We start from the raw sequence: 18,513 nt of genomic DNA, 5'->3' as shown, positions 1-18,513 counted from the left end.
AGGCCGCCATGGACCCGATCCGGGACGGCGACACCGGACAGCCCGTACGGGTGTTCCTGCTGGACGACCACGAGATCGTCCGGCGTGGCGTGAAGGACCTGCTGGACGCCGAACCCGACATCGAGGTCGTCGGCGAGGCGGGCACCTGTGCCCAGGCACTGGCACGGGTGCCCGCGCTCAAGCCCCGGGTGGCCGTGCTCGACGTGCGGCTCCCCGACGGCGACGGGGTCACCGTCTGCCGTGAACTGCGGGACCGGATGCCCGACCTGGTCTGCCTGATGCTCACGTCCTTCGACGACGACGACGCGCTGCTGGACGCGATCATGGCCGGGGCGGCCGGATACGTCCTCAAGCAGGTCAAGAGCGCGGACCTGGTCAGCGCCGTGCGCACGGTGGCGGCGGGCGAGTCGATGCTCGACCCGGCCACCACCCGCAAGCTGATGGAGAGCCTGCGCCACCACGACGAGACCGACACCGAGGCCCTGCTCGACCAGCTGACACCGCGCGAACGCGAGATCCTCGCCCTGGTGGGCGAGGGCAAGACCAACCGGCAGATCGGCAAGGAGCTGTACCTCGCCGAGAAGACCGTCAAGAACCACGTGTCGCGGCTGCTCGCCAAACTCGGGGTCGAGCGGCGCCTCCAGGCCGCCGTCCTGGCCGCGCAGGTCGACACGGAGCACCGTTCGCCGCGTGCGCACTGAGCCGGCCGGCCCGGCGGATCGGGCCGCTCGGCCCATGCGCACCCCGGCGCCGCGGGCGGACGGTGGGAGTGAGGGCATCAGCCCCCGACCCTGCTGGCCCAGGAGCCCGCGATCATGCGCTGGATCGACTGCGGCGCGAACGGGCGGGGCATCGCTGTCACGCGCCCCATCACCCGGCTCATCCGCAAGTGCTCGGAGGCCCCGCAGGATGCGTATCGGCCGGTCCCCGGCTGACCGAACACCCGGAGGAGCCGTCATGTCCACCGTCGCCCTCGACGCCGCCGCGCTGGAGACCCTGGTCTCCGCCGCGGTCGCCGCACCGTCCATCCATAACAGCCAGCCGTGGCACTTCAAGCTGCGCCCCGAGACCTCCACCCTCGAGGTGCGTGCCGTCGGCGAGCGGAAGCTGCCCCAGACCGACCCGCGGGGCCAGGCCCTGTACGTCTCGGTCGGAGCCGCGGTCTTCAACCTGCGCGTCGCGGCCCGCCACCTGGGCTGGGCGCCCGAGGTCCGGATGCTGCCCGACCCGGCCGAACCCGACCTGCTGGCAGCCGTCGAACTCGACCGGCCGGCCCTCGTCACCCTGCCCAGCACCGCCGAACTGTACGGAGCGATCTGGCACCGGCACACCATCCGCACCCCGTTCACCGGCCCGCCCGTCCCAGCCGTCGTCCTCGCCGACCTCGTCGCCGCCGCCCGGGCGGAGGAGACGACGCTCGACATCCCCGGCCCCGAGGAGACCGAACGGCTCCTCCACCTGACCGCCGAGGCGGAACGGACCAACACCACCGACATCGGGCGCCGGATCGAGAGCCGCGCCTGGATCCAGGAACCCGGCGGACCGCCGCTGGGCATACCGCGCCGCGCCCTCGGACCGCAGGACGCCGCCGGCCACCTGCCGATGCGGGACTTCTCCGCCATCGACCCGGCCGACCACCTGCCGCCCGCCGCCTTCGAGACCCACCCGTGCATCGCCGTCCTGGCCACCCACCAGGACCGCCCCGTGGACTGGCTGCGCGCAGGGCTGGCCCTGCAGCACGTCCTCCTGGTCGCCACCGTCCACCAGGTCCGCGCGTCCATGTTGCACCAGGCCCTCGAATGGCCCCACGAGCGGTGGGCGACCCGCGACCCGTCCCAGGGGCCCGGATGCGTGCAGATGATCCTCAGGCTCGGCTACGGGCCCGAAGGCGCCCCCACGCCGAGGCTCCCGCTGACCGACAGCATCGACGAGGACGAGACCGAGCACCTGTGAGCTCAGGCGGCCGGCAACGGAACCCGCCAGACCAGCTCCGTGCCGCCCCCGGCGCGGACCCGGGCGTCGAACCCGCCGCCCATGGCGGCCGCCCGCTCGGCCAGGTTGGCCAGGCCGCTGCGCCGGCCGCCCTCCGGCAGGCCGATGCCGTTGTCCGTGATCGTGAGCACCAGGTCGGCGCCGGCGGCGAGCTCCACCTCCACGGAGGTGGCCCCGGAGTGCCGGGCGGCGTTGGACAGCGCCTCCTGCAGGACGGCCAGCGCCTCCTCCGCCGCCTCGGGCGGGGCGGTGACGTCGATCAGACCGGTCATCCGCAGTGCCGGGGTGAACCCGAGGACGGCGGCCGCCCGGTCCACGGTCTCCACGACCCGTGCCCGCAGCCCCTTGCCGGCCGGTCCCGACCGCTTGGCCCGCAGACCGAAGATGGTCGACCGGATGGTCTTCGCGGTCTCGTCGAGGTCGTCGATGGCCCGGAGCACGCGCTCGGAGGCCTCCGGGTGCTCGATGAACCGGATGGCGCCCTGCAGGGTCATCCCGGTGGCGAAGAGCCGCTGGATGGCCAGGTCGTGGAGATCCCGGGCGATCCGGTCGCGTTCCTTGAGCAGGGCGACCTGTTCGGAGTCGCGGCGCCGCTCAGCGAGCTCCATCGCCACGGCCGCCTGTGCGCCGAAGCCCTTCAGCGGGGCGGACTCGTCCGCGTCGAAGAGCGGTGCGCCCTCGGCGCGGGCGAGCATGAGCACGCCGCGGATCCCGCCCTCGGCGGTGCCGATCGGTACGGCGAGCGCGGGCCCCAGGCCCTCCCAGCGCGGCGGTCCGGCGGTGATCCGCGGATCCTTGCGGACGTCCGCGCTGACGGCGAGGTCGGCCGACTGCACGGCCGCGCCCATGAAGGAGCCGGAGACCGGCAGCACCAGGCCCCGGTGGTCGGAGCCGCGCAGGCCGACCGCGATCCGGACCTCGAGCTCGTCCGTCTGCGGGAGGCAGAAGGCCACGACCGCGAGGTCCGCACCCGCGATCTGGGACGCGCGGGTGACCAGCAGGTCGAGCACCGCCTGCTCCGGCTCGCCGGACAGCAGGCTGCTGGTGACCTCGGCACCCGCAGCGAGCCAGCGTTCCCGCAGCCGTGCCTGGCTGTAGAGGCGGGCGTTGTCGATCGTCACGCCCGCGGCCACCGCCAGCGTGGCGAGCACCGCCTCGTCCTCGGCGTCGAACCCGCCGCCGCCGCGCTTCTCCGTCAGGTAGAGGTTGCCGAAGACCTTGTCCCGTACACGGATCGGCACGCCCAGGAAGCTGTGCATGGGGGGATGGTCGGCCGGGAAACCGACCGACGACGGATGGTCCGCGATCTCGCCCAGCCGCAGCGGCACCGGGTGGCGGATCAGCTCACCCAGCAGCCCGCGCCCGGACGGCAGCGGACCGATCCGGGCCCGCTGCTCGTCGCTCACGCCCACCGGGATGAACTGGGACAGGGTTCGGTCCTCCCCGATCACCCCCAGGGCGCCGTACTCGGCGTCCACCAGCGTCACCGCCGCCTCGACGACGTGATGCAGGGCCTGGGTGAGATCCAGGTCCCGGCCGACGTCCAGCACCGCCTCCAGCAGGCTGTGCACCCGGTCGCGGGCGCTGCGGGCGGCGTCCAACCGGGTCTGGAGCTCGTCGAGCAGGTCGTCCAGACGGAGCTGCGGCAGCGGGGACGTGTCGTCCTCACGGACTGTTCCCATGCGCTCCTCCCCTCCGGTCGGGTGGCCGGCTTCCAGCCTAGGAGGCGGTGGCCCCGGGTGTCGTGGCGGTGGGGCCGCTCGACCCGCCCGGCGGGCCGTCCGACCCATGGCGCGCCGGTCGGGACGGCACCACGCTGGAAGGAGGCCCGGCAGCGCGCGACGGCGCCGGGACGTCCGAGGGAGTGACCGGACATGAAGGCTCTGACGTACCGCGGACCGGGCCGCCGTCTGTGGGCCGAGGTCCCCGACCCGGCCCCCACCGATCCCGAGGACGCGATCGTCCGCGTGGACGCGGCAACGATCTGCGGCACCGACCTGCACATCCTCCACGGCGACGTGCCGGAGGTAGCAGAAGGGCGGATCCTCGGGCACGAGGCCGTCGGAACGGTCGTCGAGACCGGACCGGGCGTGCGCACCGTCGCGGCCGGCGACCGCGTCCTGGTCTCCTGCATCTCCGCCTGCGGCCGCTGCGCCTCGTGCCGCGAGGCCGCGTACGGCCAGTGCACGGGAGGAGGGGGATGGATCCTCGGCCACCTCGTCGACGGAACCCAGGCCGAGTTCGTCCGTACGCCGTTCGCCGACAACTCGCTGCACAGGCTGCCGGCCGGAATCACCGACGAGGCGGCGCTGATGCTCGCGGACATCCTGCCCACCTCGTTCGAGGTCGGGGTCCGCAACGGCCGGGTCGGCCCGGGGGACACCGTCGTGGTCGTCGGCGCCGGACCCGTCGGGCTCGCGACGATCGCGACGGCCCGCCTCTACAGTCCCGCCCGGATCATCGCGGTCGACCTCGCGGAGAGCCGGCGGAAGGCCGCCGGCCGGGCGGGCGCCGACAGCGCCCTGAGCCCCGACGACGTGGAGAGGGCGGCCGCGGACGGGCTCGGCAGGGACGGCCGCGGTGCCGATGTCGCGATCGAGGCGGTCGGCCTCCCCGAGACCTTCGAACTCTGCACCCGCCTGGTGCGGCCGGGCGGCCGGGTGGCGAACGTCGGCGTCCACGGCAGGAGCGCAACTCTCCACCTCGAGGACCTGTGGATCCGGAACCTCACCATCACCACCGGTCTGGTGGACACCAGCAGCACCCCTCTGCTGCTCGACATGCTGGCCGCCGGCCGGCTGTCCACCGGTGATCTCGTGACCCACCGGTTCGGGCTCGACGAGATGCAGGACGGCTACGACGTGTTCGCCGACCCGGCCCGCACGGGCGCGCTCAAGGTCGCGTTCTTCCGCACGTGAGGACCGCAGGCCGTGAACACGGACAGCCCGACGTCCGCCGTCCACGGACCCTGACCGGCCCGTCGTACGGCCGGCCGGGGACGGAGAGGGAACCGCGCACGAGGTAAGGAGACCGACCGTGAGACACCGACAGGTGGCCGACGTCATGACCCGGGAGGTGGTCCGCGTCCCGCCGGACACCGGGTTCCGCGAGATCGCAGCCACGCTCGCGGTGCACCGCATCAGCGCCGTACCGGTGGTCGACGGGGCGGACCGTCCGGTCGGGGTGGTCTCCGAGGCGGACCTGCTGCACACCCAGGCCGCCCAGGACGATCCCGACGAGATGCGTGCCGTACCCCGCCGGGAGGGTGACCGGGCCACGGCGGCCGGCCTGATGTCCGCCCCGCCGGTGTGCATCACCGCCGACGCCAGCGTGGTCGCCGCCGCCCGGCAGATGGAGAGGCACGGCGTGAAGCGGCTGCCCGTCGTGGACGCGGACGGCCGGCTGGTCGGCATGGTCAGCAGGGCCGACCTGGTGAAGGTCTTCCTCCGGGACGACCGGGCCATCGCCAAGCAGATCGCCGACGAGGTGCTCGGCGCGATCGACGGCATCGACCCGGCTGCCGTGGACCTCCGGGTCGACCAGGGCCGGGTCACGCTCAGCGGCACGATCGACCCGCCCTACCTGGCGGCGGTCGTCGACAGGCTCTGCCGGTCGATCGACGGCGTCGTCTCGGTCACCGACCGTACGGGGTCCCGCGGCTGACGCGCGCCGGGCCGTCCGAGGCAGGTCGGCCCGGCGAGCAGGACCGAACGGCCCTGCACCGGCCGCGACCGCCGACGCACAGTGGAGGGGCAGACCCGACGAGGGAGGAGCAAGGACCATGCAGCACCGGAGCGTTCACGACGTCATGACCCAGGAAGTGGTGACCGCGAGGCCTGACACGCCGTTCAAGGCGGTCGTGGGCCTGTTCCACCGCAACGACATCACGGCCGTCCCGGTCCTCGACGACCAGGACCGGCCGATCGGCATGGTCTCCGAGGCGGACCTGATCCGCAAGGAGGCGGTGCTGCCCGACCCGGAGGGCCGGACGCCGGGCCGCTGGCTGCCGCCGAAGGACCGTGCCCGCGCCGAGGCCGAGACGGCCGGAGGACTGATGACCTCGCCGGCGGTGACCGCCCGGCCCACCTGGTCGGTGCCGGAGGCCGCCCGGCAGATGGACAGGCACAAGGTCAAGCGGCTGCCCGTGGTGGACGAGGCGGGCCGGCTCGTCGGCATCGTCAGCCGGCGCGACCTGCTCCAGGTGTTCCTGCGGAACGACGCGGCGATCCGTGAGGAGATCGTGCACGACGTCTTCGGGCAGATCCTCTGGACCCCCGCGGAGACCGTCCGGGTCACCGTCCACGACGGCGTCGTGACCGTCGCCGGCCGTCTCCCGCGCCGCAGCCTGATCCCGATCGCCGAGCAGCTGTGCCGGGCCGTCGACGGAGTCGTGGCGGTCCATCAGTCCCTCGACTGGGTCGAGGACGACACCGACGTCCGCCTCGAACACCCGCAGGCCTACCGCGCAGGCGGCTGACCGGGTGCGCCCGACGGATCCGGGCCGCCGTCGCCGTGACGGCGGTCCGCCGCACCGTGACCGGTGCCGCCCGCCGTTCGCGGGCGGGAACGGTCACGGTGCGGGGGGGCCCCGGCACGGCGGCGGGGGGCCCCGCCCCACGGTGTCAACGGGAGGCGGCGGATCCGCCGCGCCGGTTCCGCCGACCGGTCACCCGCGACGTCCGGATCCGGACCCAGACGTCCCGCCCCCCACCGACCCACGGGTCGGGCCGGCCGCGGTGTTCCAGATGCTCGACGACCTCCGGCTCGTCCAGCCGTACGGCGGTGCCCCTCACCAGAACGCTCCAGCCCGAACTCAGCGCGTCGTCGATGCGGTCCGCCTCGAACGCGAGCCGTGCGCCGACCTCCGGACACACGCTGCTCCCCTCCGCGGTGCGGTAGACGACCGTACCGTCCATCACCCGGAAGTTGACGGGCAGTGCGACCGGACCGTCCCCGGTGGACAGCACCACCCTGCCGACCCCGCCGGGGGCGAGCTTCGCCCAGCAGGCCGCCGGTGCGAGCTCCTCGACCACCGGCTGCGCGGCCGCTGCCGTCCGCCCGGGCGGCACCTCCGTGCCGGCGCCGAGCAGCTCGCCGACGGAGGTGCCCAGGACGCCGGCGAGCCTGGTGAGGGGTGCCGAGTCGGGTACCGCGGCGGACGACTCCAGGTACTCCAGGTACTCCAGGGCCATGCCGGCGCGCTCCGCCACCTCCTGGCGGCTGAGCCCCAGCCGTTCCCTGCGCAGCGTCACACGCCGTGCGATGTCACCCCGTTGCCCGGCCGGGGCTCCTGCCGTTCCGCTGCCGGTCGGCGGTCTGGACATGGTTCGCTCCTCTCCCTCGACGGCACGGTCGCGGCACGTCTTGCGCGCGATCCGGACCGGGTACACAGCACGCCGTGCGCAGCGCTGTCCCACCGAACCGAGCAGGGCACCGGCGAACCCGCCGGTGCTCCGGCTCCCCACGACCGGGAGGACCACGTCCTCCTTCCCGTGAACGGCGGCTCCCGGGCGCCGGCCGCCCGCGTCGTGTCGCCGGTCGGCCCGGATCGCCGGACCGCTCGGCGCAGGGCGCGCCGGGACCGTTCCGAGCCGTCCACGCCGACGGCGATCGCCCGTCCTGTCCGGTCGCCGGTCATCGCTCCTCCTCCGGCGCCCCGCCGCTCAGCTGCCGGCCGCGGGCGTGTTGGCGGCGGCGTCGTGCATGCCCGCGACCAGGAGCTGGTGCCCCAGCTCCATCAGGGCGCGCCCGGCCGCGTACTCGTCGCCGATCTCGGGCACGGCGGCATCCTGCGGGTTGCGACGGGAGCTGCTCCGGCTCTGCAGGACGTTGTCGCCGGTGTCGAGCACGCCGTGCGCGGTGGTCGTGTCCCCCGCCTCGAACAGGTCGAGCTTGAGGGTCCAGGTCTTGGTGTGCATCGGCGTGTGGGCCGGTTCTCCGGTCATCGCTCCGTCGCCTCCTCCGGCATGCGGCCGGGTGGGGCGCGTGACCCGCCGTGCGGGTCGCTGCGCCTGCGCCCGTACCACCAGCGTCGGCCGGGGAACCGGGCCGGCGCTGGGGCCGTTCGACCCTGATCCCCTGGACGGACGGGCACGGGACGCCCGTCCCCGGGACCCGGTCCCCGCGGGGTCAGCCGCGGAGGCCGGCCAGGGTCGTGGCCAGATCGGTGCCGGCCGAGCGGGCGCGGTTGTGGGGCAGCCTGCCGAGCAGGTTGCCCATGGCGCAGGTGTTGGTGACGGCGGAGAACGCGAGCCCGGCGCCGACCGCGGCCGAGATCCAGCGGGCGCCGGGCAGCACGAGGTCCGCCAGCACACCGGCGAGGACGAGGCCGCCGGCGACCAGGCGGACCTGCCGGTCCATGGCCCACACGGCGCGTGCGCCGGCGACCCGGTCGAGCGGGTGGCCGTCGCCGGCCCAGGCCGAGGTGCCGCCGGTCAGCGTGAGCGCGGTGATCCCCTCGGCGGCGAGCCGCTCGCAGGCGGTCCGGGAGCGGTTGCCGGAGGCGCACACCACGGCGACCCCGCCCCGCCCGGCCACGGCGCGCAGCGTGGGCATGGCCTCGTCGAGCCGGTCGAGCGGGACGTTGTGGGCTCCGGGGATGTGGCCCGCGGCGTACTCGCCGGGGGAGCGGACGTCGACGACGGTGAACTCGGCGAGGCGGGGGTGCAGCTGGGCGACGGTCACGGGGGTGGTCATGGTGCGGGGGAGTCCTTCCGGAACAGCGGGGCGGGCCGCCCGGGCGGGGGCGCCGGGCGGAGCACGGGGATTCGTCAGCGCAGGGCGTCGACGAGCATGAGGGCGGCGACGGCGAGCAGCGCGACGGCGAAGGCCGTCTGCAGGGCGCGGCCGCTGAAGCGGTCGGCCAGCCGCTTGCCGTCCCAGGCGCCGAGCACGGCGGCGGCGGTGAACGGGGCGATGACCGCCCAGTCGAGGGAGCCGGCCGCTCCGACCCGTGGGACGAGTGCGGCCAGCGAGTTGGCGGAGATGACCAGCAGGCTGGTGCCGACGGCCTCGGCCATGGTGAAGGCGAGGACGGAGACCAGCGCGGGGACGGCGAGGAAGCCGCCGCCCACCCCCAGCAGGCCGGTGACGGCGCCGAGGCCGGCTCCCGCGGTGGCCGGGCGGGCCGGCCCGCTCTCGGCCGGGCGGTCGTCCGGCATCTCCTCCGGGCGGTGCCGTGCGGCGTCCTTCGGTTTGCGGGCGGAGGCGAGCATGCGCCAGGCGGCGGTGCCCGCGAGTGCCGCGAACGCGACGGTGAGCAGGGTGGCGGGCAGGTGCGAGGACAGTGCCCCCGCGGCCGCCGCGACCGGGAGGCCGGCCGCGGCGAACAGCAGGCCGGTGCGCCAGCGGACCCGCCCGGCCCTGGCGTGGGCGAGCAGGCCGGGCAGCGAGGTGCCGGCGACGGTCAGGAGGCTGGCGGTGCCGGCCTGTGCGGGGGTGAAGCCGAGCAGGTAGATCAGGGCGGGGACGGCGAGCATGCTGCCGCCTCCGCCGAGGCCGCCCAGCGCCAGGCCGACGACGGCGCCGGCGGGCAGGCCGAGCAGGAGCGCACTCACGCGACCCGCCCCTGCGGGCCGTCCGCCGTGGCGGCGGGGGGCCCGGCCTCGTCCGAGGTCGTCGGCTGCGGTGCGCGGGGCTGGTGGGACAGGAGCATGGCGTGCCTCCGTGGTCGTGCTGCAGGGCGGGTGGGCCGTGGCGCTCCGGTGCCGGGAACGGCGCCGGGCCTGGCGGGGGAAGGGGGGGCGGGCCGCGTGACGACGGCGGCCGATGAGCGCCGCCCCTTGCCTCCGATAATACCCATGGGGGTATCTTGGAGAGCAAGGGATACCCCCACCCGTATTTTTGTCAGGAGAGATCGACGTGTTCTTCGCCCAGTACTACCTGGACTGCCTCTCCCAGGCGTCCTACCTGGTCGCCGACGAGACCACCGGCCGCGCCGTCGTGGTCGACCCGCGCCGGGACATCGACGAGTACCTCGCGGACGCCGAGGCCCACGGCTTCACCGTCGAGGCCGTCGTGAACACCCACTTCCACGCCGACTTCCTGGCCGGACACCTGGAGCTGGCCGCCCGCACCGGCGCCTGGATCGGCTACGGGCGGCGCGCGGAGACCGAGTACCCGATCCGCAAGCTCGCCGACGGCGAGCGGATCAGCCTCGGCGACGTCACCCTGCAGGTCATGGAGACCCCCGGGCACACCCCCGAGTCCATCAGCCTGCTGGTCTTCGAGCGCGCGGCGGACACCGTCCCCTACGGCGTGCTGACCGGCGACGCACTGTTCATCGGCGACGTCGGCCGCCCCGACCTGCTGGCCTCCGCCGGCACCGGCGCCGACGAACTCGGCCGGATGCTCTACGACAGCGTCCAGCACAGGCTGATGGCCCTGCCCGACGAGGTCCGGGTCTTCCCCGCCCACGGCGCCGGGTCGTCCTGCGGCAAGAACCTCTCCACCGAGCGGCAGTCCACCATCGGCGCCCAGCGCGCCACCAACTACGCCTGCACACCGATGAGCGAGGAACGGTTCGTCGCCATCGTCACCGCCGGCCAGTCCGCGGCACCCGGCTACTTCGGCCACGACGCCGTGCTCAACCGCCAGGAGCGCGCCCTGTTCGACACCGCCAGCGCCCACCGGCCGCTCACCGTCGACGAGTTCGGCACCCGCCGCGCCGCGGGTGCGGTCGTGGTCGACGCCCGCACCCCGCAGGAGTTCGCCGCCGGACACCTGCGCGGCGCGATCAACGTCCCCGTCGACGGCCGCTTCGCCGAACAGGCCGGCACCGTCCTGTCGCCCGACGCCGAGATCCTGGTCGTCGCACCCGACGGCCGCGAGGACGAGGTGGTGACCCGCCTCGCGCGCATCGGCTTCGACCGCACCGCCGGCCACCTCGACGAGCCCGAGAGCACCCTCGCCGCGTTCGCCGACGACCTCACCCCCGCCAGCCGGCTCACCGTCGACCAGCTGCGCACCGCCCTCGCCGCCGAGCACCCGCCGCTCGTCGTCGACGTCCGCAGCTGCGGCGAGCGCGCCGAGGGGGCGGTGGACGGCTCGCTGCACATCGCCCTGAACGAACTGCCCGGCCGCCTCGCCGAGATCCCGGCCGACCGGCCCCTCGTCCTGCACTGCGCCGGCGGCCACCGCTCCTCCATCGCCGCCAGCCTGCTGCGCCACTACGGCTTCGCCGACGTGTCGGACCTGCTCGGCGGCTACGGCGCCTGGCAGGCCGCCGGGCGGGCCGCGGTCTGAGCCGGCGCGGGCGTCACCGGCGGGCGACCGTACGGGGGTCAGAACCAGTGCAGGCAGTGCGGGGAGCGCTCGGCCCGGAAGAGGGCGTCGGCGAGCAGGGCCGCACCCGGGCGGTGGGCCCGGACGTGTCCGGCGCGCACCAGCGTGCTCGGGGTGGTGCCGCCGAGGTAGATCGACCCCAGGTCGCTCACGTCCAGGGACAGGTCGGGCTCCCGGTCCGTCGGGACGCAGTCGGCCCTGCCGCCCCGGACGGTCAGCAGGTGGCGGCCGCGCTCGCCGAGGAACGGGTCGTCGACGTCGAGGACGAGCTCGCCGTCCGAGCACCAGCCGCGTGCGGTGAGCGCCCGGGGGACGTCCAGCAGCCGGACCCAGAGCCAGTCGGTGTCGCCGGTCACCTCGGCGGCGCGGAAGTCCTCGAACTGCCAGCGCAGCGGATGCCCGGTCGGGACGTGCTTGAACACGACCCGGTCGGCCAGGTCGTGGTCGAGCAGGAACCGGGCCAGGGCGGTGGTGACGGCGTCCCCGGTGGTGACGATCTCGTCGACGGTCAGGGTCCCGGCCTCGAACGAGTAGCTCGCGTAGCCGTCCGGGACGCCGTCGGCGTCCCGGTGGACGGCGACGTACCGCGGCGCCGGGGCGATCGGCGGCTGTCCCGCGCCGGAGGACCACCAGCGGTGCGGCCGGGACAGCGCGCCGGGCTGCGCGCGGCGGTAGCGGTCGTAGACCCCTTCGAGGAGCTCGCCGCAGTCGGTGCGCTTCACCACCTCGATCGAGTCGGTCGCCGAGTCGCTCGCAGTGGCCTCGGCCGCTTCGGGGGCCCGTCGGTCCGCGAGGGCCGAACGGTGCCGCGGCACCGTCACCCGGGCCGTGTAGGTCGCCGGCCCGTAGCCGAACCGGCGGTAGATCACGGCCTCGGAGGCCAGCAGCACGGAGAGGAACTCCCCGCGGTCGCGCAGGTCGGTGAGCTGATGCCGCATCATCGCCGTGAGCACGCCCCGCCGCCGGTGCGAGGGCAGGACGCCGACGGCGGTGACCCCGGCGGCCGGGGCCAGGACCCCGCCGGGCAGGGTCAGCTCGAAGGAGTACGCGCCGGCGGTGCCGACGGGCCGCCCGTCAGGCGCCAGGGCCATGAGGTTGCGGTCCATCTCCAGCGCAGCCCACCAGACCCCGCCGCCGTCGACGGGGGTCTCCGGGAACCGCCCGAACGCGGCGTGGAGCGTGTCGACGAAGACGTCCAGGTCCTGGTCGTCGGTGGGACGGATGTCCATGGCTGGCGCTGCCTCCCCGGCTACCGGCACCACGGCGGTGTGGTGCCCCGCCACAGTGCAGCCGCACGGCGGTCCGTGGTCAACCGGATTTCCGGCAGGGGCGGACGGCCCCGGACCCGGCCGTCGGGCGGGGCCGCCCCCCGGCGGGCGACTCCGGACGTATACCCCACGGGGTACACTGGGCTTTTCGAATCGAAGCAGTGGAGGTGCAGCAGTGCAGGTCGACGACGATTCGGTCGGTGCGGTCCTCAACCGCCTCCGCCGGGCCCAGGGCCAGCTCGCCGGAGTCATCGCGATGATCGAGGCCGGGCGCGACTGCAAGGACGTCGTGACCCAGCTCGCCGCGGTCTCCCGCGCGCTCGACCGGGCCGGGTTCAAGATCGTGGCCAGTGGCATGCGCCAGTGCATGGCCGCGGCCGACGGCGACACCCCGCCGATGACCGAGGCCGAACTCGAGAAGCTCTTCCTCGCCCTCGCCTGACCGGCGCTGCCGCGGGGAGGCCGTCGCGGAGGGTGCCCGGCAGGCCGTCCGTCGGGCGGCGCGCGACGATGGGGGCATGGACGGGAGCGTTTCGCCCGGCCCGGGCCGCCCATCGCCCGCGCTGCTCGACACGATGGCGAACCTGGCGCGGTTCCACCGTGAGCACGAGGAGTTCTACGCCTCGGCGCCCCGGGAGCAGGCCGTGCTGCTGCAGCGCGACGCGAGGACCCTGTTGGCCCTGGCCGACCGCTGGTCCGCGGTCCGGCCGGCAACGCCCTCGCCGCTGAACCCGTTCGAAGGCGCCGAGGACCTCACCTCACCGGTGGGCATCCAGCTCCGCGGTGTCCTCTTCATGGAGGGCGAGGACGAGCCGGTCGAACTCGCCCTTCTCAAGCGGGATCTCGTGCGGACCGCGGACGACCTGGGGTCGGGTGCCCGCTGGCTCGCCGAGGCGATGCAGGCATCGTGGGACGGTGCGCGGGCGCTGCTCGACCTCCCCGGCTTCGCGGACCTGCTGGGCGAGCGGCACCGCATCATCGCCAACGACTGGCAGGCGGCCCACCAGGCCGACCTGGCCGGGTTGGTGCTGCGGCGGGCCGCAGAGATCCTCGAACGGGTCGACCTCCGGCCGGCGGCCCTCCGTGCGGACCTCGCCGAGGGGCCGGCGGGTCCGCAGCGGCTCTACTCCGCCGCCGAGCTGGTCGCCCGTGCCGCGGACCTGCTCAGTGAGTCGGCCGCGCTCGTACACGCCAACGAGCGCCGCTGGCGCGCCTTCGGTGCCCGGGTGGCGGAGCTGCGGGACGAAGCCTGACGCCTCAGCTGCGGCCGAAGAGCCTGGCCAGGAATCCGCGGCCGCTCCCGGCGGCCCTGTCGCAGGTGCATCGGTCCGCCTTGGGGACGCCGGCCAGGACCTGCTCGACGTGCATCCCGCACCCTGCGTAGGTGGCCTTGCCGCAGGTGCGGCACGTCGTCCGTCGGCACATGGTGGAACTCCCGGTCTCGCGTCACTGGTCCTTGCCGTCCCGATGATACCCCCTGGGGTATGAAAGCCGTGAGCGGTCCGCCCGCCGTGCCGTCGAGGACGACCGCCCGCCCGTGGGCCGCGGCCGGCGGCCCGTGCCCCGGAGCCCGTGCGGACCGTGGCGTTCAGATGCCGGGGACGACGGCCACCGGGCAGGGTGCGCGGTGGACGGCGGCGTGTGCGACGGGCCCGATCCGGGGCGTCGGGCCGCTGCGGTGTCCGCCCCTGCCGACCACGACGAGCCGGGCCCGTTCGGTGCCCGTCGCCAGTGCGCGGGCCGGGCCGTCCGGGACGCACCGCTCCACCACCCGGACCCCGGCGTGCTTCTCGCGCCACGGCAGCAGTGCTGCGGTCAGCGCATCGCGGTCCGGGGGTCTGCCGGCGCCCGCGTGCAGGGCGAGCAACGGCGCGCAGTGGCGTTCCGCCGCGGCGAAGGCGAACTCCAGGACGGTCTCGTGTCCGGGCCGCAGACTCACGCCCGCCACGACCGCGCCCGTCAGTGCGGCCGCTTCCCGCGGGGCGGGCGCGCTCGCGGGCGCGCGGACCAGGACCACCGGCACGTCGGAGCGGGAGACCGCCTGGAGGGCCACCGAGCCGAGCAGCAGACCGCGTACGGCGCCCAGCCCGCGGGATCCGACCACCAGGAGTGCGGCCTCGTGTGCGGCGGGCAGCAGTTCGGCGGGGGACTCGCCGGGCACCAGCCGGGTCAGGACCAGGACATCCGGGTACTGCTCCCGCAACTCGCTCTCCATGTGCTGCAGCAGACGTTCTCCCGCGAGCGCCTGCTCGCCCTCCCGGGCGGTCTGCCGAGCGGTCATCGGCGGCAGGACCCACACGTGGAACAGCCGCAGCGGCACCTCCCGTACCTGGGCCTCCCGGGCCGCCCAGTGCGCGGCGGACCTGCTTCCGGGTGAGCCGTCGAGTCCGACGGCGATCTCCTCGTGCACGGTTCACTCCTGTCCACGGCCGCAGGGCCGCTCACGGCCGGGCGGCGGAGTGCGGGCCGGGCGCGGCTCGAACGGCGGGCGGCGCGGTGGTGGCACCGGTGTCGTCGATGCGGTGGCCCAGTTCCTGTCGGACGGCGACGACCCCGTCGAGGGAGCGGCACATGCCCTCGACGACGGGGACGAGGCTCTTGCGTCCGACGGCGCCCCGCAGGGTGACCACACCGTCGTCGACGGTGACGTGCACGGCGTCCGCGGGGAGTCGGAGGGCGTCCAGCAGCACCTCCCGCTCGATCTCCTCCCGGATGTCGTCGTCCTGCCTGAGGAAGGGGCTGAGCAGGTCGCTGCGGGAGACGATGCCGGTGAGCCGGCCCGAGGTGTCGACCACGGGGAGCCGCTTGAGCTTCCTGCGGTGCATCAGCCGGGCTGCTTCGACCAGGCTCCATCCGGAGCGCGCGGTGACCACCGGGCTCGTCATCAAGGACTCGGCCGTCCCTCCGTCCGTCCGGTGCGGGGCGTGTGACGGGAACCGGCGGGAACGCGACGCGTCCTCGTCCGGCAGGGCCGCCTCCTCGCGGATCAGGTCGGCCTCGGACACGATGCCGACCGGGCGGTAGCCGGCGTCGACCACGGGCACCGCGGTGATGGCGTGGCGGTGGAACAGTCCCACGATCACCTTGAACGCGGTCTCGGGACGGACCGCGACGACGTCGTGGGTCATGACGTCCTCGACGGTGCGGAGTTGCACGGTGTGCTCCTCTCCGGACGGACCGGCACTCCGGCCCGGCACGCTCGGCCACGGTGCGGCACCTCCAGTCTCGGTCCCCGTGGCGGTTTCCGCCGGGGCCGGGTGGCCCTGTCCTCAACGGAGAACGGGCCAGCCGCGACGGTCGGGCATCACCGCAGGTCGCCGACCGGCGGCACCGCCCGGCAGGCGGCCCGTACGGAGCCGGCCACCAGCCCCACCAGGGCGGGAAGAGCAGCCCGGACGGCGTCGGTGAGGCCGAGCCCGGGGGTGAAGTCCGCGCCTTCGACGGCGTGGACGACCAGTGCACGCGGCAGCCGGTCGAGGGCGGCGGCCAGGGCCACCGTCTCCGCGAGGCCCAGCCCGTGGGTGCTGGCCGTCGCGGCCGCCAGCGAGGCTGCCCGTCCGCCCCGGAGGGTGTGCAGGCGGCCGGGGCGGCCGGCGGGGGAGCGCACCGCCTCGGCGAGGACCACCGTGTCGGCCGGACCCCACAGGTCCAGCAGTCGGCCCGGGTCCCCGTCGCTCAGGGCGAGCACGGCGGCCGGTGCACCGCGCGCCCGCAGCGACTCGATCACGGCCGGCCCGGCGCCGTCGTCGCGGCGGAAGGGATTGCCGACCCCGATCACCACCACCCGGCCGGTCATTCCCGCTCCACACTGAGGTCGAGGAAGTGCGTGGCGCAGGAGATGCACGGGTCGTGGTTGCGGACGGCCCGCTCGCACAGCGCCGCCAGCTCCCCGTCCCCGACGGCGGCCGGGGACCGCGCCAGCCGGGCCCCGACCTGGCGGCGGAGGTCCTCCTCGATCGCCGCCTGGTTCTGTGCGGTGGGCGGCACGATCCGGGCCCGGGTGACGGTTCCGTCGGGGCCGAGCGCGTAGCGGTGGTACAGCAGGCCGCGCGGCGCCTCGGTAGCGGCGCAGCCGACGGCCTCCCGTGCAGGCACCTCCACGTACGGCCGCTCCGGCGGCCGGTACCCCTCGATGATCAGCAGGGCCTCCTCCAGGGCGTGCACCACCTCGACGGCCCGCACGACGATGCTGCGGTACGGGTTGCGGCAGGGATCTCCCGCGGTCGGATCACCGAGTCCCGCGCCGCGCGCCGCCTCCGCGGCCGCCGGGTGGAGCCAGCGGCCGTTGAGCGCGTAGCGGGCGAGCGAGCCGGTGAGGTACGGGCGGCCGTCCAGCCGCGACTGCAGCGCCGTCGAGTACGGCACCTGCTCCTCGACCACACGGCGCTCGAACTCCTCGACGGGAAGGCTCCGCGGCCCGCCCGGGCTCCCCGCCGGCGGCAGGACGGCGGGACCGCCGGAATCGATCGCGTAGCCGCCCGGGTCGTGCAGCGCCAGGAACTCGCCGTCGAAGGAGGCCTCCGGGAAGTCGAAGCCGGCGACCCAGCCCACGGCCTCCAGCGCCTCGTCCCGCGCCCGGCGCAACTGCTCGGCCAGTGGGTCGAGTTCCGCCCGTGACGGGGTCCGATGGAAGCCGCCGACCCTGACGTTGACCGGGTGGATCGGGCGCCCGCCGAGCACCTCCACCACCGCGTTGCCCGCCTGCTTGATCCGCAGCCCCCGCTCGACGGCCGTCCGGTGTCCGCGGGCGACCTCGACGCCGTCGGCGCAGCCCAGGAAGTCGGGCGCGTGCAGCAGGTGGACGTGCAGGGACTGGCTCTCGACCCACTCGCCGTAGTACAGCAGCCGGCGCAACTGCGCGAGCGGTCCGTCGACGGTGATTCCACAGGCCGCCTCGACCGCCTGACATGCCGTCATCTGGTAGGCGACCGGGCAGATCCCGCAGATCCGGGCGGTGAGGTCCGGGGGCTCGGTGTGTCCCCGGCCGACGAGGAAGGCCTCGAAGAAGCGGGGCGGCTCGTAGAGCCGCAGCTCGGCGGTGACGACCTCCTCTCCCTTCAGGCGCAGCCGGACGGCGCCCTCGCCCTCCACCCTGGCCAGGGCATCCAACCGCAGGACCCGCGACGACCCGTGGCTCACTGCGGCTCCTCGGTGCCGAGCCCCTCGGCGATCTCCGGCACCGGACCGTACTCGGGCGCCGCGGCGTTGAAGGTGCGGAAGACGCGGACGACGTCCAGCTCGGACATGCCGTCCCGGCCGAGTTGGCGGATCATCGACTCCAGATTGGGGTCGGCCACCGGGCCGAAGCAGCCGTAGCAGCCGCGCCCGTACGTGGGGCAGATCGCCCCGCACCCGGCGTGGGTGACCGGGCCGAGGCAGGGCGTGCCGTGGGCCACGGTGACACAGGTGGTGCCGCGGATCTTGCACTCGTAGCAGACGCTGTGCGCCGGGACGTTGGGTCTGCGGCCGACCAGGTACGCGGTGATCACCTCCAGCAGTTGGAGCCGGTTGATCGGGCAGCCGCGCAGTTCGAAGTCGACCGGGACGTGCGCCGAGATCGGTGTGGAGGTGCCGAGGGTCGCGACGAACTCGGGGCGGGCGTAGACGGCGGAGCGGAACTCGGCGACGTCCGCGAAGTTCCGCAGCGCCTGCACACCGCCGGCCGTCGCGCAGGCGCCGATGGTCACCAGGCGGCGGGAGATGCCGCGGATGTGCCGGATGCGCCGGGCGTCCTCGTCCGTGGTGATCGAGCCCTCGACCAGCGACAGGTCGTACGGCCCTGCACCTTCGAGGCCGGCCGGGCCCCGGGAGCCCGTACCCTCCGCGCTGCTCATCTCCAGGAAGTGGGAGATGCTCACCCGTCCGGCGAGCGGCAGCAGTTCGTCCTCGCAGTCGAGGAGGGTCAGCTGGCAGCCGTCGCAGGAGGCGAACTTCCACACCGCCAGGGTCGGCCGGTCGGCATCGTCCATGT

General features: G+C 74.7%; 19 protein-coding genes. 8 read left to right on the top strand and 11 right to left on the bottom strand.

Annotated elements, in window-relative coordinates:
* Positions 1-8 precede the first annotated feature (8 nt).
* Positions 9-701: a response regulator gene (locus tag ABD353_RS05260; protein WP_344622279.1), complete on the top strand. Its 693-nt coding sequence runs from the start codon at positions 9-11 to the stop codon at positions 699-701.
* Positions 702-957: 256 nt separating this feature from the next.
* Positions 958-1,953, top strand: a complete 996-nt coding sequence (locus tag ABD353_RS05255) for an Acg family FMN-binding oxidoreductase (RefSeq protein ID WP_344622278.1) — start codon at positions 958-960, stop codon at positions 1,951-1,953.
* 2 nt (positions 1,954-1,955) lie between these two features.
* Here ABD353_RS05255 and ABD353_RS05250 read toward each other — a convergent pair whose 3' ends face one another.
* A complete protein-coding gene (locus ABD353_RS05250; protein WP_344622277.1) occupies positions 1,956-3,674 on the bottom strand; it encodes a GAF domain-containing sensor histidine kinase in 1,719 nt (572 codons plus the stop codon).
* A gap of 192 nt (positions 3,675-3,866) precedes the next feature.
* On the opposite strand from ABD353_RS05250, the gene ABD353_RS05245 reads away from it, so the two are divergent.
* The 3 genes from ABD353_RS05245 to ABD353_RS05235 all read left to right on the top strand — a co-directional run bounded on the left by ABD353_RS05245 (position 3,867) and on the right by ABD353_RS05235 (position 6,469).
* The gene (locus ABD353_RS05245) at positions 3,867-4,910 is read left to right on the top strand and encodes an alcohol dehydrogenase catalytic domain-containing protein (protein WP_344622276.1); all 1,044 of its coding nucleotides are present in this window, start codon (positions 3,867-3,869) and stop codon (positions 4,908-4,910) included.
* A gap of 118 nt (positions 4,911-5,028) precedes the next feature.
* Positions 5,029-5,655, top strand: coding sequence for a CBS domain-containing protein (locus ABD353_RS05240; protein ID WP_344622275.1), 627 nt, complete (start codon positions 5,029-5,031; stop codon positions 5,653-5,655).
* A gap of 118 nt (positions 5,656-5,773) precedes the next feature.
* Positions 5,774-6,469, top strand: a complete 696-nt coding sequence (locus ABD353_RS05235) for a CBS domain-containing protein (RefSeq protein ID WP_344622274.1) — start codon at positions 5,774-5,776, stop codon at positions 6,467-6,469.
* A gap of 145 nt (positions 6,470-6,614) precedes the next feature.
* Here ABD353_RS05235 and ABD353_RS05230 read toward each other — a convergent pair whose 3' ends face one another.
* The 4 genes from ABD353_RS05230 to ABD353_RS05215 form a co-directional block, all read right to left on the bottom strand.
* Positions 6,615-7,244: a helix-turn-helix domain-containing protein gene (locus ABD353_RS05230; protein ID WP_344622273.1), complete on the bottom strand. Its 630-nt coding sequence runs from the start codon at positions 7,242-7,244 to the stop codon at positions 6,615-6,617.
* 411 nt (positions 7,245-7,655) lie between these two features.
* Positions 7,656-7,937, bottom strand: a complete 282-nt coding sequence (locus ABD353_RS05225; protein ID WP_344622272.1) for a dsRBD fold-containing protein — start codon at positions 7,935-7,937, stop codon at positions 7,656-7,658.
* 184 nt (positions 7,938-8,121) lie between these two features.
* Positions 8,122-8,688 carry a rhodanese-like domain-containing protein gene (locus ABD353_RS05220; RefSeq protein WP_344622271.1) on the bottom strand — a complete coding sequence of 189 codons (567 nt, stop codon included), beginning with the start codon at positions 8,686-8,688 and terminating at the stop codon, positions 8,122-8,124.
* Between the two features lie 74 nt (positions 8,689-8,762).
* A complete protein-coding gene (locus tag ABD353_RS05215; RefSeq protein WP_344622270.1) occupies positions 8,763-9,548 on the bottom strand; it encodes a sulfite exporter TauE/SafE family protein in 786 nt (261 codons plus the stop codon).
* A 304-nt stretch (positions 9,549-9,852) separates the two neighbouring features.
* On the opposite strand from ABD353_RS05215, the gene ABD353_RS05210 reads away from it, so the two are divergent.
* A complete protein-coding gene (locus ABD353_RS05210) occupies positions 9,853-11,235 on the top strand; it encodes a rhodanese-like domain-containing protein (protein WP_344622269.1) in 1,383 nt (460 codons plus the stop codon).
* 38 nt (positions 11,236-11,273) lie between these two features.
* Here ABD353_RS05210 and ABD353_RS05205 read toward each other — a convergent pair whose 3' ends face one another.
* Positions 11,274-12,503, bottom strand: coding sequence for a GNAT family N-acetyltransferase (locus ABD353_RS05205; RefSeq protein ID WP_344622268.1), 1,230 nt, complete (start codon positions 12,501-12,503; stop codon positions 11,274-11,276).
* A 214-nt stretch (positions 12,504-12,717) separates the two neighbouring features.
* On the opposite strand from ABD353_RS05205, the gene ABD353_RS05200 reads away from it, so the two are divergent.
* Positions 12,718-12,984, top strand: coding sequence for a metal-sensitive transcriptional regulator (locus ABD353_RS05200; protein ID WP_263107000.1), 267 nt, complete (start codon positions 12,718-12,720; stop codon positions 12,982-12,984).
* A gap of 76 nt (positions 12,985-13,060) precedes the next feature.
* Positions 13,061-13,795 carry a hypothetical protein gene (locus tag ABD353_RS05195; RefSeq protein ID WP_344622267.1) on the top strand — a complete coding sequence of 245 codons (735 nt, stop codon included), beginning with the start codon at positions 13,061-13,063 and terminating at the stop codon, positions 13,793-13,795.
* A gap of 335 nt (positions 13,796-14,130) precedes the next feature.
* On the opposite strand, the gene ABD353_RS05190 is transcribed toward ABD353_RS05195, so the two are convergent.
* The 5 genes from ABD353_RS05190 to ABD353_RS05170 all read right to left on the bottom strand — a co-directional run bounded on the left by ABD353_RS05190 (position 14,131) and on the right by ABD353_RS05170 (position 18,511).
* A complete protein-coding gene (locus ABD353_RS05190) occupies positions 14,131-14,952 on the bottom strand; it encodes a universal stress protein (protein ID WP_344622266.1) in 822 nt (273 codons plus the stop codon).
* A gap of 31 nt (positions 14,953-14,983) precedes the next feature.
* Positions 14,984-15,697, bottom strand: a complete 714-nt coding sequence (locus ABD353_RS05185; RefSeq protein WP_344622265.1) for a CBS domain-containing protein — start codon at positions 15,695-15,697, stop codon at positions 14,984-14,986.
* A gap of 149 nt (positions 15,698-15,846) precedes the next feature.
* Positions 15,847-16,338 (bottom strand): hydrogenase maturation protease, encoded by a 492-nt coding sequence (locus tag ABD353_RS05180; RefSeq protein WP_344622264.1) that lies wholly within the window; start codon positions 16,336-16,338, stop codon positions 15,847-15,849.
* Entirely contained in the window at positions 16,335-17,681 is a 1,347-nt protein-coding gene (locus tag ABD353_RS05175) for a Ni/Fe hydrogenase subunit alpha (RefSeq protein ID WP_344622263.1), read from the bottom strand. The genes ABD353_RS05180 and ABD353_RS05175 overlap by 4 nt, the downstream gene beginning before the upstream one ends.
* On the bottom strand, positions 17,678-18,511 hold the full coding sequence (locus tag ABD353_RS05170) for an NADH-quinone oxidoreductase subunit B family protein (protein WP_344622262.1): 834 nt from the start codon (positions 18,509-18,511) through the stop codon (positions 17,678-17,680). Before ABD353_RS05170 ends, ABD353_RS05175 begins: the two co-directional genes overlap by 4 nt.
* Between the last annotated feature and the right edge of the window lie 2 nt (positions 18,512-18,513).

The sequence above is a fragment of the Kitasatospora arboriphila genome, from assembly GCF_039528095.1.
Lineage (GTDB): Bacteria > Actinomycetota > Actinomycetes > Streptomycetales > Streptomycetaceae > Kitasatospora > Kitasatospora arboriphila.
Note: the sequence above shows the minus strand (reverse complement) of the source record. Positions and strands in the feature narration are given on the sequence as shown.